12 protein-coding genes and 1 pseudogene are annotated in these 20,146 nt (G+C 69.8%); 4 read left to right on the plus strand and 9 right to left on the minus strand.

The annotated features are described in order from the left end of the window. Positions 1-43 precede the first annotated feature (43 nt). Complete coding sequence (locus OC550_RS01815) at positions 44-2,140, minus strand: transglycosylase domain-containing protein (protein WP_262103601.1); 2,097 nt, start codon at positions 2,138-2,140, stop codon at positions 44-46. Between the two features lie 184 nt (positions 2,141-2,324). On the opposite strand from OC550_RS01815, the gene OC550_RS01820 reads away from it, so the two are divergent. Next, positions 2,325-3,959 carry a dolichyl-phosphate-mannose--protein mannosyltransferase gene (locus OC550_RS01820; RefSeq protein ID WP_262103602.1) on the plus strand — a complete coding sequence of 545 codons (1,635 nt, stop codon included), beginning with the start codon at positions 2,325-2,327 and terminating at the stop codon, positions 3,957-3,959. A 42-nt stretch (positions 3,960-4,001) separates the two neighbouring features. Then, complete coding sequence (locus tag OC550_RS01825; protein ID WP_262103603.1) at positions 4,002-5,819, plus strand: long-chain fatty acid--CoA ligase; 1,818 nt, start codon at positions 4,002-4,004, stop codon at positions 5,817-5,819. A 34-nt stretch (positions 5,820-5,853) separates the two neighbouring features. On the opposite strand, the gene OC550_RS22280 is transcribed toward OC550_RS01825, so the two are convergent. Beyond that, positions 5,854-8,052: a TIGR01906 family membrane protein gene (locus OC550_RS22280; RefSeq protein WP_306556902.1), complete on the minus strand. Its 2,199-nt coding sequence runs from the start codon at positions 8,050-8,052 to the stop codon at positions 5,854-5,856. Between the two features lie 186 nt (positions 8,053-8,238). Next, complete coding sequence (locus OC550_RS01835; protein WP_262103604.1) at positions 8,239-9,231, minus strand: stage II sporulation protein M; 993 nt, start codon at positions 9,229-9,231, stop codon at positions 8,239-8,241. Between the two features lie 105 nt (positions 9,232-9,336). Here OC550_RS01835 and OC550_RS01840 point away from each other — a divergent pair, with 105 nt between their 5' ends. Next, positions 9,337-10,140, plus strand: coding sequence for an RDD family protein (locus OC550_RS01840; protein WP_262103605.1), 804 nt, complete (start codon positions 9,337-9,339; stop codon positions 10,138-10,140). 654 nt (positions 10,141-10,794) lie between these two features. Here OC550_RS01840 and ahcY read toward each other — a convergent pair. From ahcY to OC550_RS01855, 3 genes and pseudogenes are all read right to left on the minus strand, one after another. Next, a pseudogene (gene ahcY / locus OC550_RS01845) lies at positions 10,795-12,287 on the minus strand (adenosylhomocysteinase). A gap of 45 nt (positions 12,288-12,332) precedes the next feature. Next, positions 12,333-12,548 carry a Trm112 family protein gene (locus OC550_RS01850; protein WP_262103606.1) on the minus strand — a complete coding sequence of 72 codons (216 nt, stop codon included), beginning with the start codon at positions 12,546-12,548 and terminating at the stop codon, positions 12,333-12,335. 27 nt (positions 12,549-12,575) lie between these two features. Then, entirely contained in the window at positions 12,576-12,965 is a 390-nt protein-coding gene (locus OC550_RS01855) for a DUF3499 domain-containing protein (RefSeq protein WP_262103607.1), read from the minus strand. Between the two features lie 189 nt (positions 12,966-13,154). Between OC550_RS01855 and OC550_RS01860 the strand changes: the two genes are divergently transcribed. Then, a complete protein-coding gene (locus tag OC550_RS01860; protein ID WP_262103608.1) occupies positions 13,155-13,646 on the plus strand; it encodes a metallopeptidase family protein in 492 nt (163 codons plus the stop codon). 123 nt (positions 13,647-13,769) lie between these two features. Here the strand turns inward: OC550_RS01860 and OC550_RS01865 are convergent, their stop codons facing one another. From OC550_RS01865 to OC550_RS01875, 3 genes are read right to left on the minus strand one after another with little or no spacing between them, the layout of a single operon-like run. Further along, complete coding sequence (locus OC550_RS01865; RefSeq protein ID WP_262103609.1) at positions 13,770-15,797, minus strand: DUF5719 family protein; 2,028 nt, start codon at positions 15,795-15,797, stop codon at positions 13,770-13,772. Between the two features lie 2 nt (positions 15,798-15,799). Then, on the minus strand, positions 15,800-19,420 hold the full coding sequence (locus OC550_RS01870; RefSeq protein WP_306556927.1) for a glycosyltransferase family 2 protein: 3,621 nt from the start codon (positions 19,418-19,420) through the stop codon (positions 15,800-15,802). Further along, on the minus strand, positions 19,366-19,914 hold the full coding sequence (locus OC550_RS01875; RefSeq protein ID WP_262103610.1) for a WhiB family transcriptional regulator: 549 nt from the start codon (positions 19,912-19,914) through the stop codon (positions 19,366-19,368). Before OC550_RS01875 ends, OC550_RS01870 begins: the two co-directional genes overlap by 55 nt. Positions 19,915-20,146 lie beyond the last annotated feature (232 nt).

Genomic DNA, 20,146 nt, shown 5'->3' on the forward strand with positions numbered 1-20,146 from the left:
CTACCGGGCGGCGCTCCCGTCCCGGAGCCCGCGGGCAGAGCGCCTACGGGTAGAGCATGTTCGCGGGGACGCTGCCGAAGCCGCCAGTGTCGTAGTACTCCGCCACCTTCTTCATGTACCCGGTCCACTGCGCGCCGGCGATCGAGGAGCCATCCACGAACTCGCGGGCCACCCCGTTGACCGGCACGTAGTTCAGCGACGAGTAGGACTGCCAGGTGCCGACCCATGACGCCGTCGAAATGCCTTGCGTGTAGCCGACGGTCCAGGTCTGTTCGGACAGGTCCGTGGTGCCCGTCTTCGCAGCGGCCGGCACACCGATCGGCTCGATGCTACCGGGCCGGTTTTCCACGAGTTTCTGCAGCGGCTTGCTGATCGCCGCCGCGACGTCCTGGGAAATGGCCTGGCTGCACTTCTGGTCCGGCACGTCGTACTTGGTGCCCTGCGAGTCCGTGACTTCCAGCAGCGCGATCGGCTCGCAGTAGCGGCCGCCGGAGGCGAAGGTGGCATAGGCCGCGGCCATGGTCATCGGCGAGACCTCCTGGCCGCCGATGATGAAGGACGGGCTGGCGACCTCCAGCGGCTTCCCGTCGACGGCACGGTGCACGCCCATCCGCGTGGCGGCATCCTGAATGTCGCAGAGGTCCAGCTGGGCCGCCTGCGCCGCGGTGGCGGAGTTGACCGAATTCGTCAGGCCCTCGCTGACGGTCATGGGCCGGGCATAACCAGGCAGGGCGTTCTTGAAGCTCCACTGGCTGAACACGGTGTTCTTCGGGGCACAGCTGGCCTTCCAGTCGTAGCCCTCCGGGTAGAAGGTCCTGCTGGCGTCGACCACCTCGTTCAGCGCCCGCCCCGCTTCCAGCCAGGCCACGGTGGTGAACGGCTTCATGGTGGAACCGGGCTGGAAGCCGTAGGGCGTGCCGCCCATGGAGGCGTCCACGTTGAAATTCAGCTCCGTGTTGGAGGCCGCGGGTTCCGGGCTGTACTTCGTGTTCTGCGCCATCGCCAGGATCTTGCCGGTGCCCGGTTCCACGGAGACCATCGAGGAGCCGGCGCCGGACTCGTCGCCCATCGGCACCTGCTTCTCGATCTGCGTCTGGGCCTCCTCCTGCAGCCGCGAGTCGAGCGTGGTCTTGATGGTCAGCCCGCCGCGGGCCAGCAGCCTCGCCCGCTCGGTGGCGTCCTTGCCGAACACGTCGGACTGCAGCACGAGGTTCTCCACGTAGTTGCAGAAGTAATCGGCCATCGCCGCGGCCGTGCAGCCGGAATGGATCGGCTGCGGGTCCAGGTCCAGCCCGGACGCCTTGGCCTCCTTGTATTCGTCCTCGGTGATCTTGCCGTTCTCAAGCATCGCCGCCAGCACCATGTCGCGGCGTTCCTTGGTCACGTCCGGGTTGGTTACCGGGTCGAAGTAGTTCGGCGACTGGACCATGCCGGCCAGCATGGCCGACTGCGCAATGTTGAGTTCCTTGGCGGGAATCCCGAAGAAGGCCTGGGATGCCGCCTCCACCCCATAGGTCTGGCGGTTGAACAGCACGATATTCAGGTAGCCCTGCAGGATCTCGTCCTTGGAGTACTCGCGCTCCACCGTGACGGCCAGCTTGGCCTCGCGGACCTTATCGGCCAGGGACTTCGTGCCGCTGATCGTCAGTTCCTCGACCGGCTTGCCCGCCTGGACGCCGGCATCGATCAGGACGTTGTTGACGTACTGCATGGTGATGGTCGACGCGCCCTGCAGCCCGCCGCCGGCGGCGTTGTTCACCAGCGCGCGGGCCATGCCCTGCAGGTCCACGCCGCCGTGGTCGTAAAACCGGGCGTCCTCGATCGAAATAATCGCATCCTGCATGTGCTGCGAAACCTCGTCCAGCTTCACCGGCTCGCGGTTCTCGGCGTAGAAGGAGGCGATCAGCTTCCCGTCCGCGCTGTAGATCTTCGACGGCGCATCCAGCGGCCCGCGCTCCAGCTCGCCGGGGAGGTGTTCAAACAGTTCGGCGACCTGGCTGCCGCCCGACGCCGCCACCGCCGTCGCCGGAACCAGCAGCCCGGCCGTGAGGACGCCGCACAGCGCGCTGACCGCCAGGAACAGGGCGATCTTCCCGCGCTTGGTGAGGGAATCCGGCAAGGACAGATGAGGCTTAGGCACTCTGTAAACGTTATGGCAACCGGCTGAGAGGATACTGGAAGCCACGCCACCCCCGAAACCCGGCGTGCCGCCGCAGCCGGGCGGATGCCCTAGAGTCGGAGGGTGGCTTCATCCGTCCCCGGGTCGATCCGCCGCCCAGACGGCGGCTCCCCGCGGCGCACTCCTGAGGTTACCGGCGGGTAGGATGGCGGACGTGAATTACGCCACCGGCGCCGCGCGGGCCCCCGAACGGCGCTGGATCGAATCCCCCGCCCGTGCCTTCTCCGAGGCCGTGCTGACGCGGCGCCTGCTCGGCTCCCCCGAATTCTTCGGGAAGTGGGGCTGGCTGGTCCCCCTGCTCGTGGCGGCGATCGGCGGCGTCCTCCGCTTCTACCGGCTCGGCGAACCCGGCTCCCTGGTCTTCGATGAGACCTATTACGTCAAGGACGCCTACTCCTACCTGCACTTCGGCTACGAGCGCGAGTGGCCGGAGGACGCCAACGATGCCTTCAACGCCGGCAGCCCGGGCCAGCCCCGGGACGAGCCGGAGTACGTGGTGCATCCCCCCGTCGGCAAGTGGATGATCGCCTTCGGCATGGCGCTCTTCGGCACGGACAACGCCTTCGGCTGGCGGTTCGGCGCCGCCCTGACCGGCACCGTGTCGATCCTGCTCATCGCCCTGATCGCGCAGAAGCTGTTCAAGTCCACCGCGCTCGGCGGCATCGCGGGGCTGCTGACCGCCGTCGACGGCCACCACCTGGTGCACTCGCGCACCTCCCTGCTGGACATCTTCCTCAGCTTCTGGATCGTGGCCGCGTTCGGCGCCCTGCTGCTGGACCGGGAGCACGGACGACGGCGGTTGGCCGCCAGAGTGGCGGCCCTCGCCCGGGGCGGGGGTACTCCCCGGGAGTCGGAGCTGCTGTACGGGCCGCCGGTGCTGTGGCGCCCCTGGCGGCTCGCGGCCGCGGTCTGCCTGGGCCTGGCGGTGGGCACCAAATGGTCGGCGCTGGCCTTCGTTGCGGTCTTCGGCCTGACGGCGGTGCTGTGGGACATGAACGCGCGCCGTGTCGCCGGGATCCGGCACTGGTTCGCCGCCGGGGTGGTGCGGGACGGGCTGCCCGCGTTCTTCACCATGATCCCGCTCGCCGCGGCCACGTACCTGGCATCGTGGACCGGCTGGTTCCTCTCGGACGATGGCTATGACCGGCAGTGGGCCCGCGACCACGGCGGCGGCATCTGGGGCTGGATCCCCGACCCGCTCCGTTCGCTGGCCGAATACCACCGCAGCGCCTACACGTTCCACAGCGGCCTGGATTCCTCCCACCCGTACGAATCCAACCCGTGGACCTGGTTGTTCATGGGACGGCCGACGTCCTTCTACTACCAGGGCGAAGAGCAGGGCGTGAACGGCTGTCCCGTCGCGGACTGCTCTACCTCGGTTACCGTGGTGGGCAACCCGATCATCTGGTGGGCAGCCGCGCTGGCCCTGATCGCCGTCGTCTTCGCCTGGCTGGGGCGGCGCGACTGGCGGGCCGGCGCCATCCTCTCGGGCATCGCCGCCGGGTACTTGGTCTGGTTCCTCTATCCGGAGCGGACCATGTTCTTCTTCTACGCGATCGCCTTCCAGCCCTTCCTCATCCTCGCCCTGACCTACGTGCTGGGGCTGGCGCTGGGGCGGAGCACCGACCCGCCGTGGCGGCGCCGGCAGGGCCTGGTCATCGTGGGCCTGTTCCTGGTCGCCGCGCTGCTGGTGGCCGCGTTCTTCCTGCCCGTCTGGACCGCGGAGCAGATTCCGTACCAGGACTGGCGGTGGCGGATGTGGATGCCAAGCTGGGTATGACCGGCGGACCAGACCAACTTCTCAACGACGAAAGGCGCGCAGATGCGGGAAGCGGCAACTGAACTTCTGGCCCGGATGCCCGAAGGCACCAACATCACCGACCTGCTGGTGTCCCGGCAGCGGCGGGAGCCCGGACGCGCCCTCTACGCGGTCAAGCGGGACGGCGCCTGGACCGACGTCTCGGCCGCCGAGCTGCACGGCCAGGTCAGCGCGCTGGCGAAGGGCCTGATCAACGCCGGCATCGAGCCGGGCGACCGGATCGCCGTCATGTCCAAGACCCGCTACGAGTGGACGCTCGTCGATCTGGCCAGCTGGTACGCCGGCGCCGTCGTCGTCCCCATCTATGAGACCTCCTCGCCGCACCAGGTCCAGTGGATCCTCGCCGACTCCGGCGCCAAGCTGGTCTTCGCAGAGGACGCCGCCCGGGCCGGGACCGTGGAGAGGTCGATGGAGGAGCTGCCCGAGCCGCTGCCCGTGTGGACGATGACCGGGCCCGGTTCCGGGCTGCAGGAGCTGCAGGCCAAGGGAGCGGACGTCACCGATGACGCGCTGGAGCAGGCCCGGACGTCACGCACCCTGGAGGACACGGCGTCGCTGGTGTACACCTCCGGCACGACGGGCCGGCCCAAGGGCTGCATCATCACCCACGGCAACTTCGCCGAACTCGCCGTCAACACCACCGAGTTCCTCGCCGAGATCCTCAAGGAACCCGGCGCCAAGTCGCTCATGTTCCTGCCGCTGGCGCACGTGCTGGCGCGCGCCGTGCAGGTCATCTGCCTCGCCGCCGGCGTCAAGATGGGGCACACGGCCAACATGGGCGAGCTGATCGAGGACCTGGGCACCTACAACCCGACGTTCCTGCTGGTGGTGCCGCGCGTCTTCGAGAAGGTCTACGCCACCGCGCGGCAGAAGGCCGAGGACGGCGGCAAGGGCAGGATCTTCGACGCCGCCGCAGCCACCGCGATCGCCTTGTCCAAGGCAGTCGACGCCGAATCCCGCGGCGAGGGCGTCGGCCCCTCGCTGCTGCTCAAGGCCAAGCGGGCCGTATTCAACAAGCTGGTCTACGCCAAGCTCCGCGCGGCCTTCGGCGGGCAGGTCGGCTTCACTGTCTCCGGCGCGAGTGCGCTGAGCCCGGAGCTGGCACACTTCTTCACCGGCATCGGCATCCCCGTGCTGGAAGGCTACGGACTCACGGAATCCACGGCCCCCGCCACGGTCAACCTGCCGCACCGCAACAAGATCGGCACCGTCGGCCTGCCGCTGCCCGGCACCACCGTGCGGATCGCCGATGACGGCGAGGTCTTGATCCGGGGCATCGGCATCACCCGCGGCTACCACCACAATGACGAGGCCAACGCGGCCGGTTTCGCAGACGGGTTCTTCCGCACCGGCGACCTCGGGCGGCTGGACGACGACGGCTTCCTCACCATCACCGGCCGCAAGAAGGACCTGCTGGTCACCGCCGGCGGCAAGAACGTGGCGCCGGGTCCGCTCGAAGATGCCCTGCGCGAGCATCTGCTGGTGGCGCAGGGCGTGGTGATCGGCGAAGGCCGGCCCTTCGTTGCCGCCCTGCTCGGCCTGGACCCCGAGGGGCTGGCCCGCTGGTGCCGCATCCACAGCAAGCCGCACCTCGACATCGGCGCCGCAGCCACGGATCCCGACGTCCTCGCCGAACTGCAGCGGGCCGTGGACCATGCCAACCGCCTCGTCTCCCGCGCCGAGCAGATCCGTAGGTTCAGGGTTCTGCGGCAGGAGCTGACCGAAGCCTCGGGCCACATGACCCCGTCGCTCAAGCTCAAGCGGAACCAGGTGATCGAGGACTTCGCCGCCGAGGTCGAGAGGCTCTACGGGAAGCCTTAGCCGCCCCCGGAGGCGCCGGTCGGCCGGGCCGGGGTTACCGGGTCTCCTCCGGCTCCCCCATGTACCGCGCCCGGGTGGCCTCGAGCTTCTCCGAGCTGTGCACCCGCCGCGACTTGGTCGGCCACGTGAAGGCCAGCACCAGGGACGAGACCCCGAACACCAGCAGCCCGATCACGATCCCGGCGTCCATCCAGAACTGGCCCGGGAACAGCCGGATCAGCGTGTCGTCGGTGAAGAACGTCCAGGTCCCCTCGGCGAAGAAGATCCGGTGGAACTCCGTGAAGAACATCTGCCAGTTCAGCGCGCCCAGCACGCCGAGGACCACGATCAGCAGCACCGTCGCCACGGACCCGGCGAACAGCCCGCGCCGGATTCCTCCGGGGTAGCGCCGCGCCAGGTAGATCGCGGACACGACGGCCAGCACCAGCAGGACGGCGCCGGCGATCCAGGCTCCCATGATGACGGCCTTCACGTCCGCCATGTGGCCCACTTCGGTGTCGAGGAAGAGCTGCCGCCCGTCCGTTCCGGCGAGGTCACCGAGGTACCGCGGTCCGGACCAGTTCAGCAGGTAGTCCACTGCGTACGAACCGTAGGTCATCCGGTCATCCGTGCTGAAGCCGAAGCTGTCCGCGGGGAAACCCGGGCGGTTGTACTCCGCCCACAGGAACAGCGGCGTGCACACCAGCCGGATGGCACCGATCAGCAGCAGGAACGGGAAACAGGCGGCCAGCACAACCTGCAGGATCCGCCCCGCCAACGGCTTGGCCCGCAGCGCCTCCTCGCGCTGGTTGGCCCGCTTGATGACCTCGGAACGCGGCGGCCTGATGGACAGCGAGCCGGTTCCAGGGTTGGCCTCGTCCAAGGTGGCGTCCTGCGGCGCGTTGTCCTTCTTGAGGTCCTTGCCGTTCTTCTGGTCCTTCGTCGCCCGGTGGCTCTTCATTCCCTTGGCGGCGTGGGCGGGCTGATGCGCAGGATTGGTCTTGTCAACACGACCGGGCTTGGCGAGGGGGCCGGGAAGGTCGGCCTGCGCGGGCAGGTCCGATTGGGCCGGATCGCCTGTCTGAACGGGCAGGTCGGTCTGGGCCGCATTGCCCGCCTGGGCTGCGTGGCCTGCTTCGCTGGTTTCGTCGGCCGCAGTCGGCTCTCCGTCCCGGGGCGGCACGGCGGCTTCGTCCGGTTTTCCGGCTGTTCCTCGCTTAGCGGCCTGGGCGGCTACGGCTGCCGCGCCTGCGACGCCTACCGCGGCGGCGCCCACCGCCACACCAGAGGGCTTTGTCGCAGACGACGGCGGCGTTCCCCCCGCCGGTGTCCCCTCACCCTTTGTTTCGGTGCGGTCTTCGCTTCCGGCATCCCCGCCCAGGGTTTCAGGACGGCTTTCGCTGCCCGCGCTCTCTTCCTCGGGCCGGGTTTCGGCGCGGCGTTCGCTGCCCGTTTCCCCGCCCCAGGTTTCGGGACGGCTTTCGCTGCCCGCGCTCTCTTCCTCGGGCCGGGTTTCGGCGCGGCTTCCACTGCCCGCGTTCTCTTCCTCGGGCCGGGTTTCGGGACGGCCTTCCCTGCCGGCAGTCTCTTCCTCGGCCCCGGCTGAGGCGGCAGTACCCGTCGAAGTGGCGGCGAAAGCCGCTCCTCCGGCCGCGAGCCGCGCAGCGTTCTTCAGGGCAGCATCGCGCGACTCTTCCGGCGCGACACCGGCCGGTGCACTTGGCCGGCCCGTGCGGTCCTGGCCCGCGTTGTCGGCCGGTCGCTTCTGGATGCCCTGGCCGGCCGGTCGCTCCCGGGGTCCCTGGTCCGTCGGCCGTTCGGGATTGCCACCGTCGCTCTGGCGACCGTCGCGTCCGCTCGCGCCCGGTTCCTTACCGGCCCCGAACATGCCTCCGAGAAAGCGGATCTTGTCGGCGCGACTCACTCCGCCGGCAGACGCGGGCTTGTCTTCCTGCCCCGCCGCCCCGGCAGCCGGCCCGTTCACTTCCGCGACTGCGGATCCTGCCACCATTCCGGGAGGTGTCGGCTCGCCCCAACCGGGAACGGCGTCGGGGCGGAAGCCCTCAAAAGACCTGCCGCTCCGCGGCGCCTCGCCCAGCCCGGCCTTGACCCCCTCGTCCGCCCCGCCCATCCGCCCGGCGGACTCCGGCGGGACCGAAGCCAACCCGGCGCTGCCATCGGACAGCCGTCCCGGGTTTTGGTCCGACCCGCGGTTCACCTCGAACCTGTCGGCTTTCCTGTCCTCGCGCGCCACGTTGTCCTCTTTCCTGGAATGTCCTTGCTGACCCTCAGTATCGACAGTACCTGCGTCCCCCTCGACCGCTGCGGAATGCCACCCCGGAACTCCCCGAACCGTTCCGCGGGACCCGCGCCACCGCCGTCGTTCCCGCCGAAGCACATATCCTGCGCCGCGCCCACCCGCGGGACAGCCAGCGCTGCATCAGCTCGTCCGGGCGACCTCTCCGGCATCGAAATGGCCCAAGTCCCCGCGTTCGCCCGCCTCGTACGCGCGCCTGCCGAGCACCAGCGCGTACACCCAGTACCCCGCCAGCACCAGCGCGCCGATCCCCAGCCGCGCCCAGTGCGGCAGCCCGCTCGGCGTCACGAAACCCTCAACCAGCCCGGACACGAAGAGCACCAGCACCAGGCCGAGCGCCACGGTGATCAGCGAGCGGCCCTCCCGGGCGAGCGACGCCGACCGCTTCATCCGTCCCGGCGACACCCAGGCCCAGAAAATCCGCAGCCCGGCGGCGCCGGCAATGAAGATCGCAGTGATCTCCATCAGCCCGTGCGGCAGGATGTACAGGAAGAAGGTGTCGAGCTCGCCGTAGGCCGCCATCATGCCGCCGGCCATGCCGACACCCTGGGCGTTCATCCACAGGATCAGCGGCACCCACACGCCGGTCACGCCGAAGGCCACGCACTGGGCGGCGATCCAGGCGTTGTTGGTCCACACCATCCCGGCGAAGGACGCGTGCGGGTTCTCCGAGTAGTAGTTGACGAAGTCCTGCTCCACGTACCGGCGCAGCTCGGCGTCCGAGCCCATCGCCTTGATGACCTCGGGGTTGCCGGCTACCCAGGCGCCGAACAGCCAGGAGAGCAGGATGAAGGCGGCGCCGATGATGACCGTCAGCCAGCGCAGCCGGTAGAACGCCGCGGGCAAAGCGAAGACGAAGAAGTTGGCGACGTCCTCGGCGAAGTTGGAGCGTGCGCCCGTGAACCGGGTCCGGGCGCGGGAAATCCGGGTGGAGAGCGCGGCCGAGAGCTGGCTCTCGGGTGCGATGGAGCGGATCATCGACAAGTGCGTCGAGGCGCGCTGGTAGAGGACCAGCAGCTCGTCCGCCTCCGCGCCGGTCAGCCGGCGTTTGGCGCTGAGCTCATCCAGGCGCTTCCAGTCATGCTGGTGCACCGCTGTGAAGGCATCGATATCCACGCTCCCAGCCTATCGGCAGCCGCCCTGCCCGCGGTGCCGGGCCCGCGCGCCGTCGTCGTTGTTTTCGGGCAATGCACGCGCGCGGGACGCCGCTAGAGTAAACGTATGAGCAACATCGTCACGGGCGAGGCCGTTGTCCTGGAGCTGCGGCCGGCGTCCTTCGGGGTGCGCGCGGTGAGCTCGATCATCGACTGCGTCACGAACTTCCTGCTGCTGGTGCTGGCCATCGCGTTCCTCGCCGAGACGCTGCAGTTGAACTTCGATGCGGCCGCGGTGCAGGCCCTCAGCCTGACGATGTTCGTGTTCTTCCTGGTGATCGTGCCGGTGGGCCTCGAGACATTGACGCGGGGGAAGTCGCTGGGGCGGCTGATCATGGGGCTGCGGATAGTGCGCGACGACGGCGGTGCCATCCGTTTCCGGCATGCCCTGATCCGGGGACTTCTGGGGGTGTTCGAGCTTTACCTGCTGCTCGGGTCCGTCGCGTTCCTGACGGCCCTGTTCAACGACCGGTCCAAGCGGCTCGGCGATCTGCTGGCCGGCACGTACAGCATGCGGGAGCGGGTCGGCGTCATCCACCAGCAACTGCCGCAGACGCCGCCGCAGCTGGTGCCGTGGGTCAAGCTGGTGGACATGGGCCGGCTGCCGGAATCGCTGGCGCGGCGCGTCTCGCAGTTCCTCACGCAGGCGCCGAAGATGATCCCGGCCTCGCGGCAGCATCTGGCCGTCGACCTGGCCACGGAGACGGCCCAGTATGTGTCGCCGGCGCCGCCGCCGGGGACCGCGCCGGAGATGTTCCTGATCGCCGTGATGGCCGAGCGGCGTGAACGCGACTTCGCCCGGCTGAGCCGGCAGTACGAAAGCTCCCAGCAGCGCAGTCAGCGCCTCCACTCGCTGCCCTTCCGGGACTAGCGGCGCCACGGCCGTCCCATGGCCGCCGGCGGGCCGACGTGCCGCCCACGTTTGGAAGAGTCGTCCCGCATCGCCCCACGTCAGTGCGTTGCTTGAAGCCTAAAGGTGTTCAAGAGCGGCTGATGATGTACGGCAGAGCCATGGTTCCGGGCGAAGATGCGGGGCGGCGCGGTCGGCGGGCGCCTCAGAGGGCAAACTGCCACGAGAGGACCTTGCGCTCACCTCGGCCCGGGAGCCTGGCCCAACTTCCCTCGCTTGGGCGTTCCTTTCCTGCTTTAGGCTTCAAGCAAGCCCCTGACCTGCGCCTTTCTCCCGAGGGCTGCTGAAGGGCGGGGAGTTGGTGTCGGCCGGGTGCTGGTGGCCGGCGGCGCGCCAGGGAACCGACGCTGGCCAGCCAAATGGGGGGAAGCCGGCGGGCGGCGGTGGGCCCGGCGTCGGGGCGGGGAGTTGGTGTTGGGAAGGCCGGCGGCGCGCCAGGTAAGCCGGCGTCGGGGCGGGTGGGCACGGCTTCGGGGCCGGTGGGCCCGGCCTCGGGCAGGTGGGCGCGGCGGCCACCGGAGCCAGCCGGACCGACCAGATGGAACGGCGGGCCGGCCACGCGAAGGTGACCGGCCCGCCGTCGTTAGCGGAAACCCGGAGGCGGAGCGCCTTGGCTCAGTAGCGGTAGTGGTCCGGCTTGAACGGGCCGGCCGCATCCACGTCCAGGTAGGCGGCCTGCTCCTTGGTCAGTTGGTCAACTCGACGCCGAGCGCGTCAAGGTGCAGGCGGGCGACCTTCTCGTCCAGGATCTTCGGCAGCACGTAGACCTGCTTGGCGTACTCGGGCTCGCCGGTGGCCGAATCCGCCGCGGGCTTGCCGGCCTTGGTGAACAGCTCGATCTGCGCGATGGTCTGGTTGGCGAAGGAGTTGCTCATCACGAAGGACGGGTGGCCGGTGGCGTTGCCCAGGTTGAGCAGTCGCCCCTCGGAGAGCACGATGATGGAGCGTTCATGGTCGGTGCCGGCGTCGAACGTCCACTCGTGGACCTGCGGCTTGATCTCGACCTTCCGGACGCCGTCGATCTTTTCCAGCCCGGCAATGTCGATCTCGTTGTCGAAGTGGCCGATGTTGCCCACGATGGCCTTGTCCCGCATCTTGGCCATGTCCGCGGCCATGATGACGTCCTTATTGCCGGTGGTGGTGATGAAGATGTGGCCCTCGCCCACCACCTTGTCCAGGGTGGTGACCTGGTAGCCGTCCATCGCGGCCTGCAGCGCGCAGATCGGGTCGATCTCGGTGACGATCACGCGGGCGCCCTGGCCGCGCAGCGCTTCGGCGGCGCCCTTGCCCACGTCGCCGTAGCCGCAGACCACGGCGATCTTGCCGCCGATCAGCACGTCGGTGGCACGGTTGATGCCGTCCGGCAGCGAGTGGCGGATGCCGTACTTGTTGTCGAACTTGGACTTCGTGACCGAGTCGTTGACGTTGATCGCCGGGAACAGCAGCTGGCCCTGCTCGGCCAGCTGGTAGAGGCGGTGCACGCCGGTGGTGGTTTCCTCGGTCACGCCGAGGATGCCGCCGGCGGTCCGGGTCCACTTCTGCGGGTCGGCGGCGAGGGACTTGCGCAGCACGTCGAGGATGATCGTGTACTCGTGCGCGTCCTCGGCGGTGGCCTCCGGCACGACGCCGGCGGCTTCGAATTCCACGCCCTTGTGCAGCAGTAGCGTGGCATCCCCGCCGTCGTCAAGGATCATGTTGGGGCCGAGTTCAGGGTTCTCGGCGGCGCCCGGCCAGGTCATGATCTGCTCGGCGGTCCACCAGTATTCCTCGAGGGTCTCGCCCTTCCACGCGAACACGGGGACGCCCTGCGGGTCTTCCGGAGTGCCGTTGCCGACGACGACGGCAGCAGCCGCCTCGTCCTGGGTGGAGAAGATGTTGCAGGACGCCCAGCGGACCTCGGCGCCGAGCGCAGTCAGGGTCTCGATCAGCACCGCCGTCTGCACGGTCATGTGCAGGGAACCGGCGATCCGGGCGCCCTTGAGCGGCTGGCTGGCGCCGAACTCCTCGCGGAGGGCCATCAGCCCGGGCATTTCGTGCTCGGCGAGCCGGATCTGGTGGCGTCCGGCCTCGGCCAGGGAGAGGTCCTTGACCTTGTAATCGAATGACATGCGGGCTCCTGGGTAGTGGTGCGGAAAGTCAGGCGTGGTCGGTGTTCAGGCGCTGTGCGAGGTGCGCGGATTCGCCTCGCGGGCAGCGGCCAGCAGGTCCGGCGGCAGCAGCAGCGGGATGCCCTGCTCGATCGGATACCGCCGTTTCTGCCCGTCGGCACCAATACCGGTGGTCACGAGTTCGCTGCCCTGCTGCTCGAGTGAACTGCCCGTGACGGGGCAGCGCAGGATGGCAATCAGCTCCGGGGAAAGGTTGGCCATGGGGGTCCGTTCTGTTGGTCTTGGGCGCTACTGCGGCCCGCGCAGGATACGCAGGTGCCCGCGCCGTGCGCCGCCCGGTTCGGCCGGCGGCTCCAGCGGTTCGCGGGGGCCGCGCTGCGCGGGCGGCTCTTCCGAGGGCGCTGGCTCCGAGCCCGCCTCGCGGACCGCTTTGGCCAGCGCCATCAGGTCATCCGTGTTGGGCACCGGTGCCTGGTCCGGCAGGGCCAGCCGCAGCACCTCCCAGCCCCGCGGGACGGTCAGCCGCTGGGCATGGTCGGCGCACAGGTCGTAGCTATGCGGCTCGGCGTAGGTGGCCAGCGGCCCCAGCACCGCGGTGGAATCGGCATAGACATACGTCAGAGTTGCGATGGCCGAACGCTGGCAGGCCGAGCGTGAACATTGACGTATGGATCCCACGACTAAGCATCTTACCCGCCAATCCAGCCGGGACGGGAAAGCGGCACGGTCGAGGCAGGAATACGCCCCGGGTTCCATGCGGGCCCGTCCTGTGCGGGGGCCGTGCAGACGGCCAGGGAGCCACGTTTACGACGCCGGTCCCTCCCCTGCCACCGTGCGTTTGGCCGGGCGCGGGGCTAGAGTCGATATATGGAAAACGGACCTTCACTCAGCATCAGGGTGGGTGATTCGGCGGATCCAGCAGCCACGCCGCGTTCGTTTGGGGAACGACGGCGGAACCGCCATGGGCGCGGACTGCGCGGTCCCCTGTTGCCTGCCCATCTGCCGGGCAACCTCAGCCGGGCGGAACGGTTCGAAGGCTGGGTCTCCGATTCCGCGGAACGGCTGCACTATTTCTGGGGCGACCCGATCGAAGCCGCGCAGTTCGTGGTGGCGGACATCCCGCCGAATCTGGAGGTTCTCGTCGCGCGGGGCGAGCCTGCCCCGCTCGGAAGCTTTACGCCTGCCGGCCCGGGACGGCCAGCCGTCGTCACCGTGTACCGCAGGCCGGTGGAAATCGCCGCCCACAGCAAGGAAGAGCTGCCGGAACTGGTCCACGACGTCGTCGTCGAACAGACCGCGCAGCTGCTCGGGATGTCCCCCGAGGCCGTCGATCCCGGCTACGGCCACACCGGATCCTGACCACTCCGGACGCTGGACGCGTCCGACGGATTCCCGCAGGTTTTGGCTGAAACCGCCGCTTTCCGTCACGGCCCGGTGATGAGTCGGCCCCAGCGAGGAGGCAGCCAGCGCCCCTGCCGCCCGTCAGTAGCCGATGACGACCGGCACGCTCTGCTGGCCCTGCGTACCCTGCGGGATCGGCAGCACCGAAATGTCCGGCTTGGATCCGTTGGTGACAATCTGGGAACCGTAGACCGCCTCGCCCGTGGCACTGACCAGGAGCGCGGCAGTATCCCCGCCGTCCTTAGCGCCGGCCGTCACGGTGGTCCCGGCAGGCACCGCGACCTTCCGCTCCGCGCCGATATTGCCCTTCGAGTCCACCGGGCGCAGGCTGACTTGGGCATCCCCGTCCGGCGCGGTGAAGGACAGCTTGGAGCTCCCGCCGGGCGGCAGGACGGCGAGGTGCTCGTTGCCGAGCCGCCCGGACGAGGGCGCCCAGCCGAAGTCCACTGGCTTGTCCGTGCCCGTGCCGCGGCTGACCCGGGCGGCGGCGTTGATGGAGACATTGGACGAGATGTCCGCCGAGTACGTGCCGGCCGGCAGCGAGTCCAGGGGGATTGAGAGCACGCTTCCGGCCGCAGCCGTCAGCACGCCACCACCCGGCAGCTCGACCTGGCCTTTCGGACCGAGCAAGCGGACCTCGAGCGTGGCATCGCCGCTGCCCGGGACCACCACTTCGAGGGCCGGCGCCGCCTTCTCATAGCCGCTCTGGCCGCGGATCTGCCGGGCCACCTTCGCGTCCTGGACCTCGATGCCCGTGACCACCTCGCGCAGGCCCGGGCCGTTGCCCGGCTGCAGCAGTTCGACGCCGCCAGGGGTCAGCCCGCGCAGAACGCTCTGCTGGATCGTTCCGGCGACCGCCCCGCCCGAGGAACTGACGTGCACGGCCAGCGATTCCTGGCCGGCGGCGAGCCCGGCGAGCACCAGGGAACGGCTCTCCCCCGGCGCCAGCAGCAGCCCGCGGCTTCCGGCGGCCTGGATGGCGCCCGCGGCGCCAATCAGCTCAAGGTCCACGGTCGACGGCGTTTCGCTCGCGTTGTAGAGGTTCAGCACGGAGCTGGCGCCCACGGTGGTGGAGGCGCCGAGCAACCAGAAATCGTTCGACGGGGTGAGGCAGTTGGCGGCCGCCAGGCCCCGCAGGTCGCCGTCCGAGGCGGTGTAGCTCATGGCGGCACCGGCGCGCGCATGCTGTTCGCCTAGCGGTTCCACCGACAGCACCGTCGGCGCGGTAATGTCCTGGCCGGCTACCACCTTGGCCACAATCTTCGTCTCCCCGGCCTCATTGCTGCCCCTGGAGCCGGCCTTACCCGTGAAGTCCGCGATCTCCACCAAGGGCGAGTCCGCGCCGAGCTCGGTCAGGGCGCTGCCTGGGATGGTTCCGCCGAGGTCGCTGAACACCGTGGCGCGGGCCTTGGTAACGGCCGTCTTCGAGACAGGACTGAACTCGGGGTCCACCTCATCGGCGGCGCTGTCCAGCAGCTTCAGCGGCTCAGGGCACACGCCGATGAGGTTGCCGGCGGGGACTGCGGCGGAAATGGGGTCCAGTGGCGCGGCGCCGCGCGGCGGCTCGACCAGGCTGCCCGCTGCCACCGCCCCGACGCCCAGCAAGAGAACTCCGACGCCGGCTGCCGCACCGAGCAGGGGACGTTTCCGCCTGGCGGCCTGGGTTTCGCCTCCGCCGCCTGGCATCGCGGAGGAACCGGCGGGACCAGCCGTCCGGGCCGAGGCAGGGCCGGAACCGGCGGAACCAGCCGTCCGGGTCGGGGCCGGGCCGGCACCGGCCGCCTCCGTCGGACCCTGCTCGGCCTGCGCCGGCGGGACAGTCGAGGCCCCGGCTGCAGCATCCGTGCCAGCAGCCCCTGCCGCCGTCACGGTGGCAGCCTGCCCGGCCGCCGTGGCCTTGTCAGTCTTCCCGGCCTTCCGGGCCTTCTTCGCTTCCTTGGCTTCCTTGGCGGCCTGCGCCTTGTGCGCTACCTTGGCAGCCTTGTCGCGGGTAGCTTCCCGCGCGGCCTGGGCCTTCTCGGCTTCCCGAGCGGCCTTCCGCGCCTGGCGTCCCCCGGCCGGAGCGGCGTCCGGCCCCGGCAGTTGCTCTTCTCCTGGCTTGTCCGCCATGGCTATGCGTCCTTCCCGGCCGTGGCAGGCACGGAGTCGTCCCGGCGGTCATCGTCAGCACGCTCGTTATCCGGCTCCGCTCCGTCCCGGTGCCCGGCTGCCGGGCTTTCCTCCCGGTCGTCGTCCGGGGCCTCGGACTCGCCGTCGCCCCGGTAGTCCTCGATGCTGTCGATCTCGTGCGCCGCCACCAGCAGTTCGCCCGGGCTGCTGTCGGAGCCTGTGGTCTTCACATGGTCGATCCGCCGCGGGACGAATCGGCGGCGGGCAGGGATCGGCACTGCCAGCAGCACGGTGATTCCGATCAGCAGCACCTGCACGGTTCCGATCCAGACGCCCCACGGGTTGCTCAGCCAAATCCGCAGCTCGCCACCGGCATTCTCGGGAATCCTGAATCCCTGGGCCCACCCGTTGTCGGCCACGTCCAGCTGCTGGCCGTCCAGCGTCGCCCGCCAGCCCGGGTTGATCCTCTCGGCCAGCAGCACCGTGCGCCCCGATTGACCTTCCGGGACGGTGGCACCGGCGGAAACCCAGGATGAGTCGACGGTCTGCAGCAGCTTGCCGTTGGCGTCGACCACCCGCACGCGGCTGGTCAGCGTCCCGGCCGCGGGATCTTCCTCGGATCCCTCCGGCACCACGCGCCAGAGCCAGCCCGCATCCGTGCGGCCCACGGCGGCCAGCCCGGGGACCGAGTCGATCTTGCGGGCCAGCAGCTCCGCGGCGGTATCCGACTGCTGCAGCACGACGAAACCGACCCCTAGGCGGGCGAGCTCTTCACGCGGATCAGCACCGCTGGCGGCAGCCAGGACCGCGACCGTGTCCCGGGTTGCCGCGGCCGCACCGTCGTCCTCGCGCCGGGCCGGGTCCAGCAGGCCCCCGGTGATGGGCCGGGCGGCGTAGATGCTGGACAGCTGGTCCATGGTGGTGCCGCCGCTGTGCATCACGGCCGCCGAAACTTCCCCGCCCTCGGTCCCCAGCACCAGCGTGCGGGCGCGCTCCGCAGACATACCGCGGTCCGTCGCCGTCGCCGGCAGGATCCGTTCGCCGCTGGGGGCCACGAGCATTCCGGTGCCGAAATCCGTCAGCCTCCGGCCCTCGGCCGCCACCGTCTCCTCCTGGATCAGCTGCGGCAGCAGCCAGTGCGCCAGGTTGAGGACCGGCCCCGCGGCCAGGACAACGACGGCGATGGCTGCGACCGCGCGGTAGGCGCCTTGGCGTGTGCGGCCCAGGCCGTCCAGCCTGTCCAGCCAGCGGTCCGCCCCGATCAGTGCGGCGACGGCCAGCAGGAAGAGCGCGAGCGAGACGAACGGCCCGGTGAAGGGCGTGACCATGGTTCCCGGCGCGATGCCGGTGGCCACCATGGCGGAAAGCCAGCTGGCGGCGAGGGTGGCCGCGACACCAAGCCAAGCCAGCCGTGCCACGCCGCGGCCGGGTCCCGGCAGCAGCGGTCCCGCCGCCGCCAGCACGAGCATGGGCACCGCAGTCAGCAGCGCGAAAACCAGCGCCCAGGGCGCCGCCGCCCAGGACTCCACGAGGCCGAAGGCACTGAGTCCGGCACCGGCGTCGAAATCCACGGGGAAGCCCATCAGCTGCTGCCAGAGCGGAGCGGCGTCGAAGCCCAGCGGCACGCCCGGGTCCCCCAGCAGCGCGCGCGGCGTATCGAGGGCGGAAATGACCATCGGCAGCGCCAGCGCCAGCGGCGGCACCAGTGCCCACCAGACGGTGCGGGCGCGCCGGCCGAGCGACAGGCTGAGGATGCCGACAAACACGATGATCACCGGCAGCAGCGCCGGCGCGGAAGCGGTGATGACGGCGAGGGCCAGGCCGCTGGCGGCGGCGGCGGTCCAGGACGGGATGCCGTTGATGCCCGGCTTGTGCACGATCTCGGGACGCGGCTTCAGCGGGTCCGGGTTCTGCCGTTGGAGGGCCGAACCCGTCGCGCGGGCCAGGCCGAGCACGGCCCACGGGATCATCAGGTGGGCAATGAGCGCACCGAGGCGGCCGGAGCCGAGCGCCACCTGGAGCGCGGGCACCGTGGCCCAGAAGAACGCGGCCCAGAATCGCAGGGCGCGCCGCTGGGTGAAGGCGCCGGCCGCCATCCACGCGGCGACACCGGCCAGCGGCATCGCCAGCAGGACCAGCGTCAGAACGGCGGCCGACCCATTGCCCAGCCCGAGCAGGGCAAGCAGCCACAGCACATAGCCGAACGGGTCGCCGTGGCCGGGAAGGCCCGACCCCAGGCTAATCCACCATGTCGAGGCGTTGTTCCAGATTTCGCCCAGGTCCGCGGAGACCGGCCGCAGGGCACCGCCGGCAAGCGCGGGCGCGCCCAGGAAGCCGAACATGCCAATGACGGACACCAAAGCCAGGACCAGGGCGGCAACGACGGCGCCGGTGCCCACCCAGGAGCGCAGCGGCGCGGCCAGGGCGGCAAAATCGTCCGAGCCGCCGGTCGGCTCATGGCTCCCGGCGGAGTCCGTGCCGGTGCCGTCCCCGACGACGTGCTCGGCGCTGAGCGATTCCATCAGCGAGCGGCGGTAGGCGAAGACGTCCTGCCGCCGGACCATCAGCGGGCGGACGATGTTGCGGGAGGTTGCGCGGGTCCGGGCCGCCTGCCTGCGGGACTGGAGGAAGTCCATCGGGCGGAACAGAGCCTGTACCGTCGCGATCAGCTGCCGCAGGCCGTGCCCGGGATCCTTGGCCACGGTGCTGGCGACGAAGCTGAAGAGCCCGCCCAGCAGGCTGCCGGCCCAGAGGAACGGAAGCTTCCACCACGGCGCGTGCTTCAGGCGCAGGTGCACCTGGGCCTGGCGGGCGGCCATGGCGGACGAATGGTGGTTGGCCCGGGCCGCGGTAGCGTGCCGGACGATAGCCGTCGGCACGACCACCACGCGGTGCCCGGCGAGCCTGTTGCGCCAGCAGAGGTCCACGTCGTCGCCGATCCCGGGGAGCCCCGGGTCGAAGCCGTCCAGCTGGTCGAACACGTCGCGGCGAATCAGCATGCCGGCGGAATTCACGGCGAAGAAGTCGCTGCGGCCGTCGTACTGGCCCTGGTCCAGCTCGTCCAGATCGATCATGGTGAGCCGTTCGGCGCCGCGGCTGATGGTCAACCCGGCATCGATCAGCTTGCGCGGGTTGTCCCAGTCCACCTGCTTGCAGCCGGCGATGGTCACCGACGGCGCGGTTTCGACCGCGAGCAGGAGCTCTTCCAGAGCCTGGGGTTCCGGGGCGGAATCGTCATGCAGCAGCCACAGCCACTCCTGCACCTTGCTGCCCGGGCCCGCCTCGCCGTCGGCCGTATCCGCCTGCTCAAAGGGATGCCTGCCCAGTTCGTCTACGGCCACGCGGACCGCGGCACCGAAACCGTTCCGGTCCGGCGCCGTCGCCACCGGGCTGCCCTCCGGCAGGGTCGAGCGCAGCACGTAGCCGGACGCATCGGTCGAACCGGCGTCCACGCCTATATGAAAGTCGGCCCTGCGGGTTTGTGCATCGAGGGCCTTGAGGGTGCGGGGCAGGTAGCCGGCGCCGTTATGGGCTACGACGACGGCCGTTACGCGAACTTGCTGGTGAATCAGACTGCTCTCTTCCGTAAGCGGCGGCGCTCGCGCTCCGAAAGCCCGCCCCAGATCCCGAACCGTTCGTCATGTTCCAGGGCATACTCCAGGCACTGCGCCCGCACCGTGCAGGACCCGCAAACCTTCTTGGCGTCCCGGGTGGAACCGCCCTTTTCGGGGAAGAACGCCTCCGGGTCGGTCTGGGCGCAGAGGGCGTCCGCCTGCCAGGCCAGTTCGCCGTCGTCCGCGGGATCCAGGCCGGGCAGGCCGATCCAGACGGCCTGCTCCTTGCGCTCCGGCGCCTCGCGCAGCCGGCGGCTGGGGCCCTGCAGCGCCTCGGCCTCTTCCGGGGCATCGCCTACCCCGGCGTCCAGGGCCTCGTGCGCGGCCAGGAAAGCCGTCGCCGCGTCGTCCAGGGACGGCCGGCTCGCTTCCCGGTAACGGTCCGCCGCGGACGGATCGGCCGGATCGACATACCAGTCTGCGGGTACGCCGCGGGAACCGTAGCTGACCGAAGCCTGCGCTTCCAAGTCTTCACGGTACTGAATTCGCTCTGCTTGCCCCATGAGCCCTCCCGGTTCTGATGTACCAGCCTGTTGCCAAGTTCTGCTTCTGCCGGATCGCAGCCGCCGCGGCCTTGCTGTTCCACCCATAATTACATTGGTGTAATACTGCTAAGTCAAGCGAAGGCGGGAATCTTAGCCACTGGCCATCGATATTTGCGTGTACGCCACGCCCGGGCGCGTGGGATGCTTTTGTGCAAGCAGGCTGGCCAAAGCCCGCCGCCCCTTTGACGAT

The sequence above is a fragment of the Arthrobacter sp. Marseille-P9274 genome (genome assembly GCF_946892675.1).
GTDB lineage: Bacteria > Actinomycetota > Actinomycetes > Actinomycetales > Micrococcaceae > Crystallibacter.

What these genes read in the sequence shown, in the direction of transcription:
- OC550_RS01875 (WP_262103610.1), bottom strand. Translation starts at nt 19,914, where the DNA reads ATGGGGCAAGCAGAGCGAATTCAGTACCGTGAAGACTTGGAAGCGCAG.
- OC550_RS01860 (WP_262103608.1), top strand. Translation starts at nt 13,155, where the DNA reads ATGGAAAACGGACCTTCACTCAGCATCAGGGTGGGTGATTCGGCGGAT.
- OC550_RS01840 (WP_262103605.1), top strand. Translation starts at nt 9,337, where the DNA reads ATGAGCAACATCGTCACGGGCGAGGCCGTTGTCCTGGAGCTGCGGCCG.
- OC550_RS01865 (WP_262103609.1), bottom strand. Translation starts at nt 15,797, where the DNA reads ATGGCGGACAAGCCAGGAGAAGAGCAACTGCCGGGGCCGGACGCCGCT.
- OC550_RS01820 (WP_262103602.1), top strand. Translation starts at nt 2,325, where the DNA reads ATGGCGGACGTGAATTACGCCACCGGCGCCGCGCGGGCCCCCGAACGG.
- OC550_RS01850 (WP_262103606.1), bottom strand. Translation starts at nt 12,548, where the DNA reads ATGGCCAACCTTTCCCCGGAGCTGATTGCCATCCTGCGCTGCCCCGTC.
- OC550_RS01825 (WP_262103603.1), top strand. Translation starts at nt 4,002, where the DNA reads ATGCGGGAAGCGGCAACTGAACTTCTGGCCCGGATGCCCGAAGGCACC.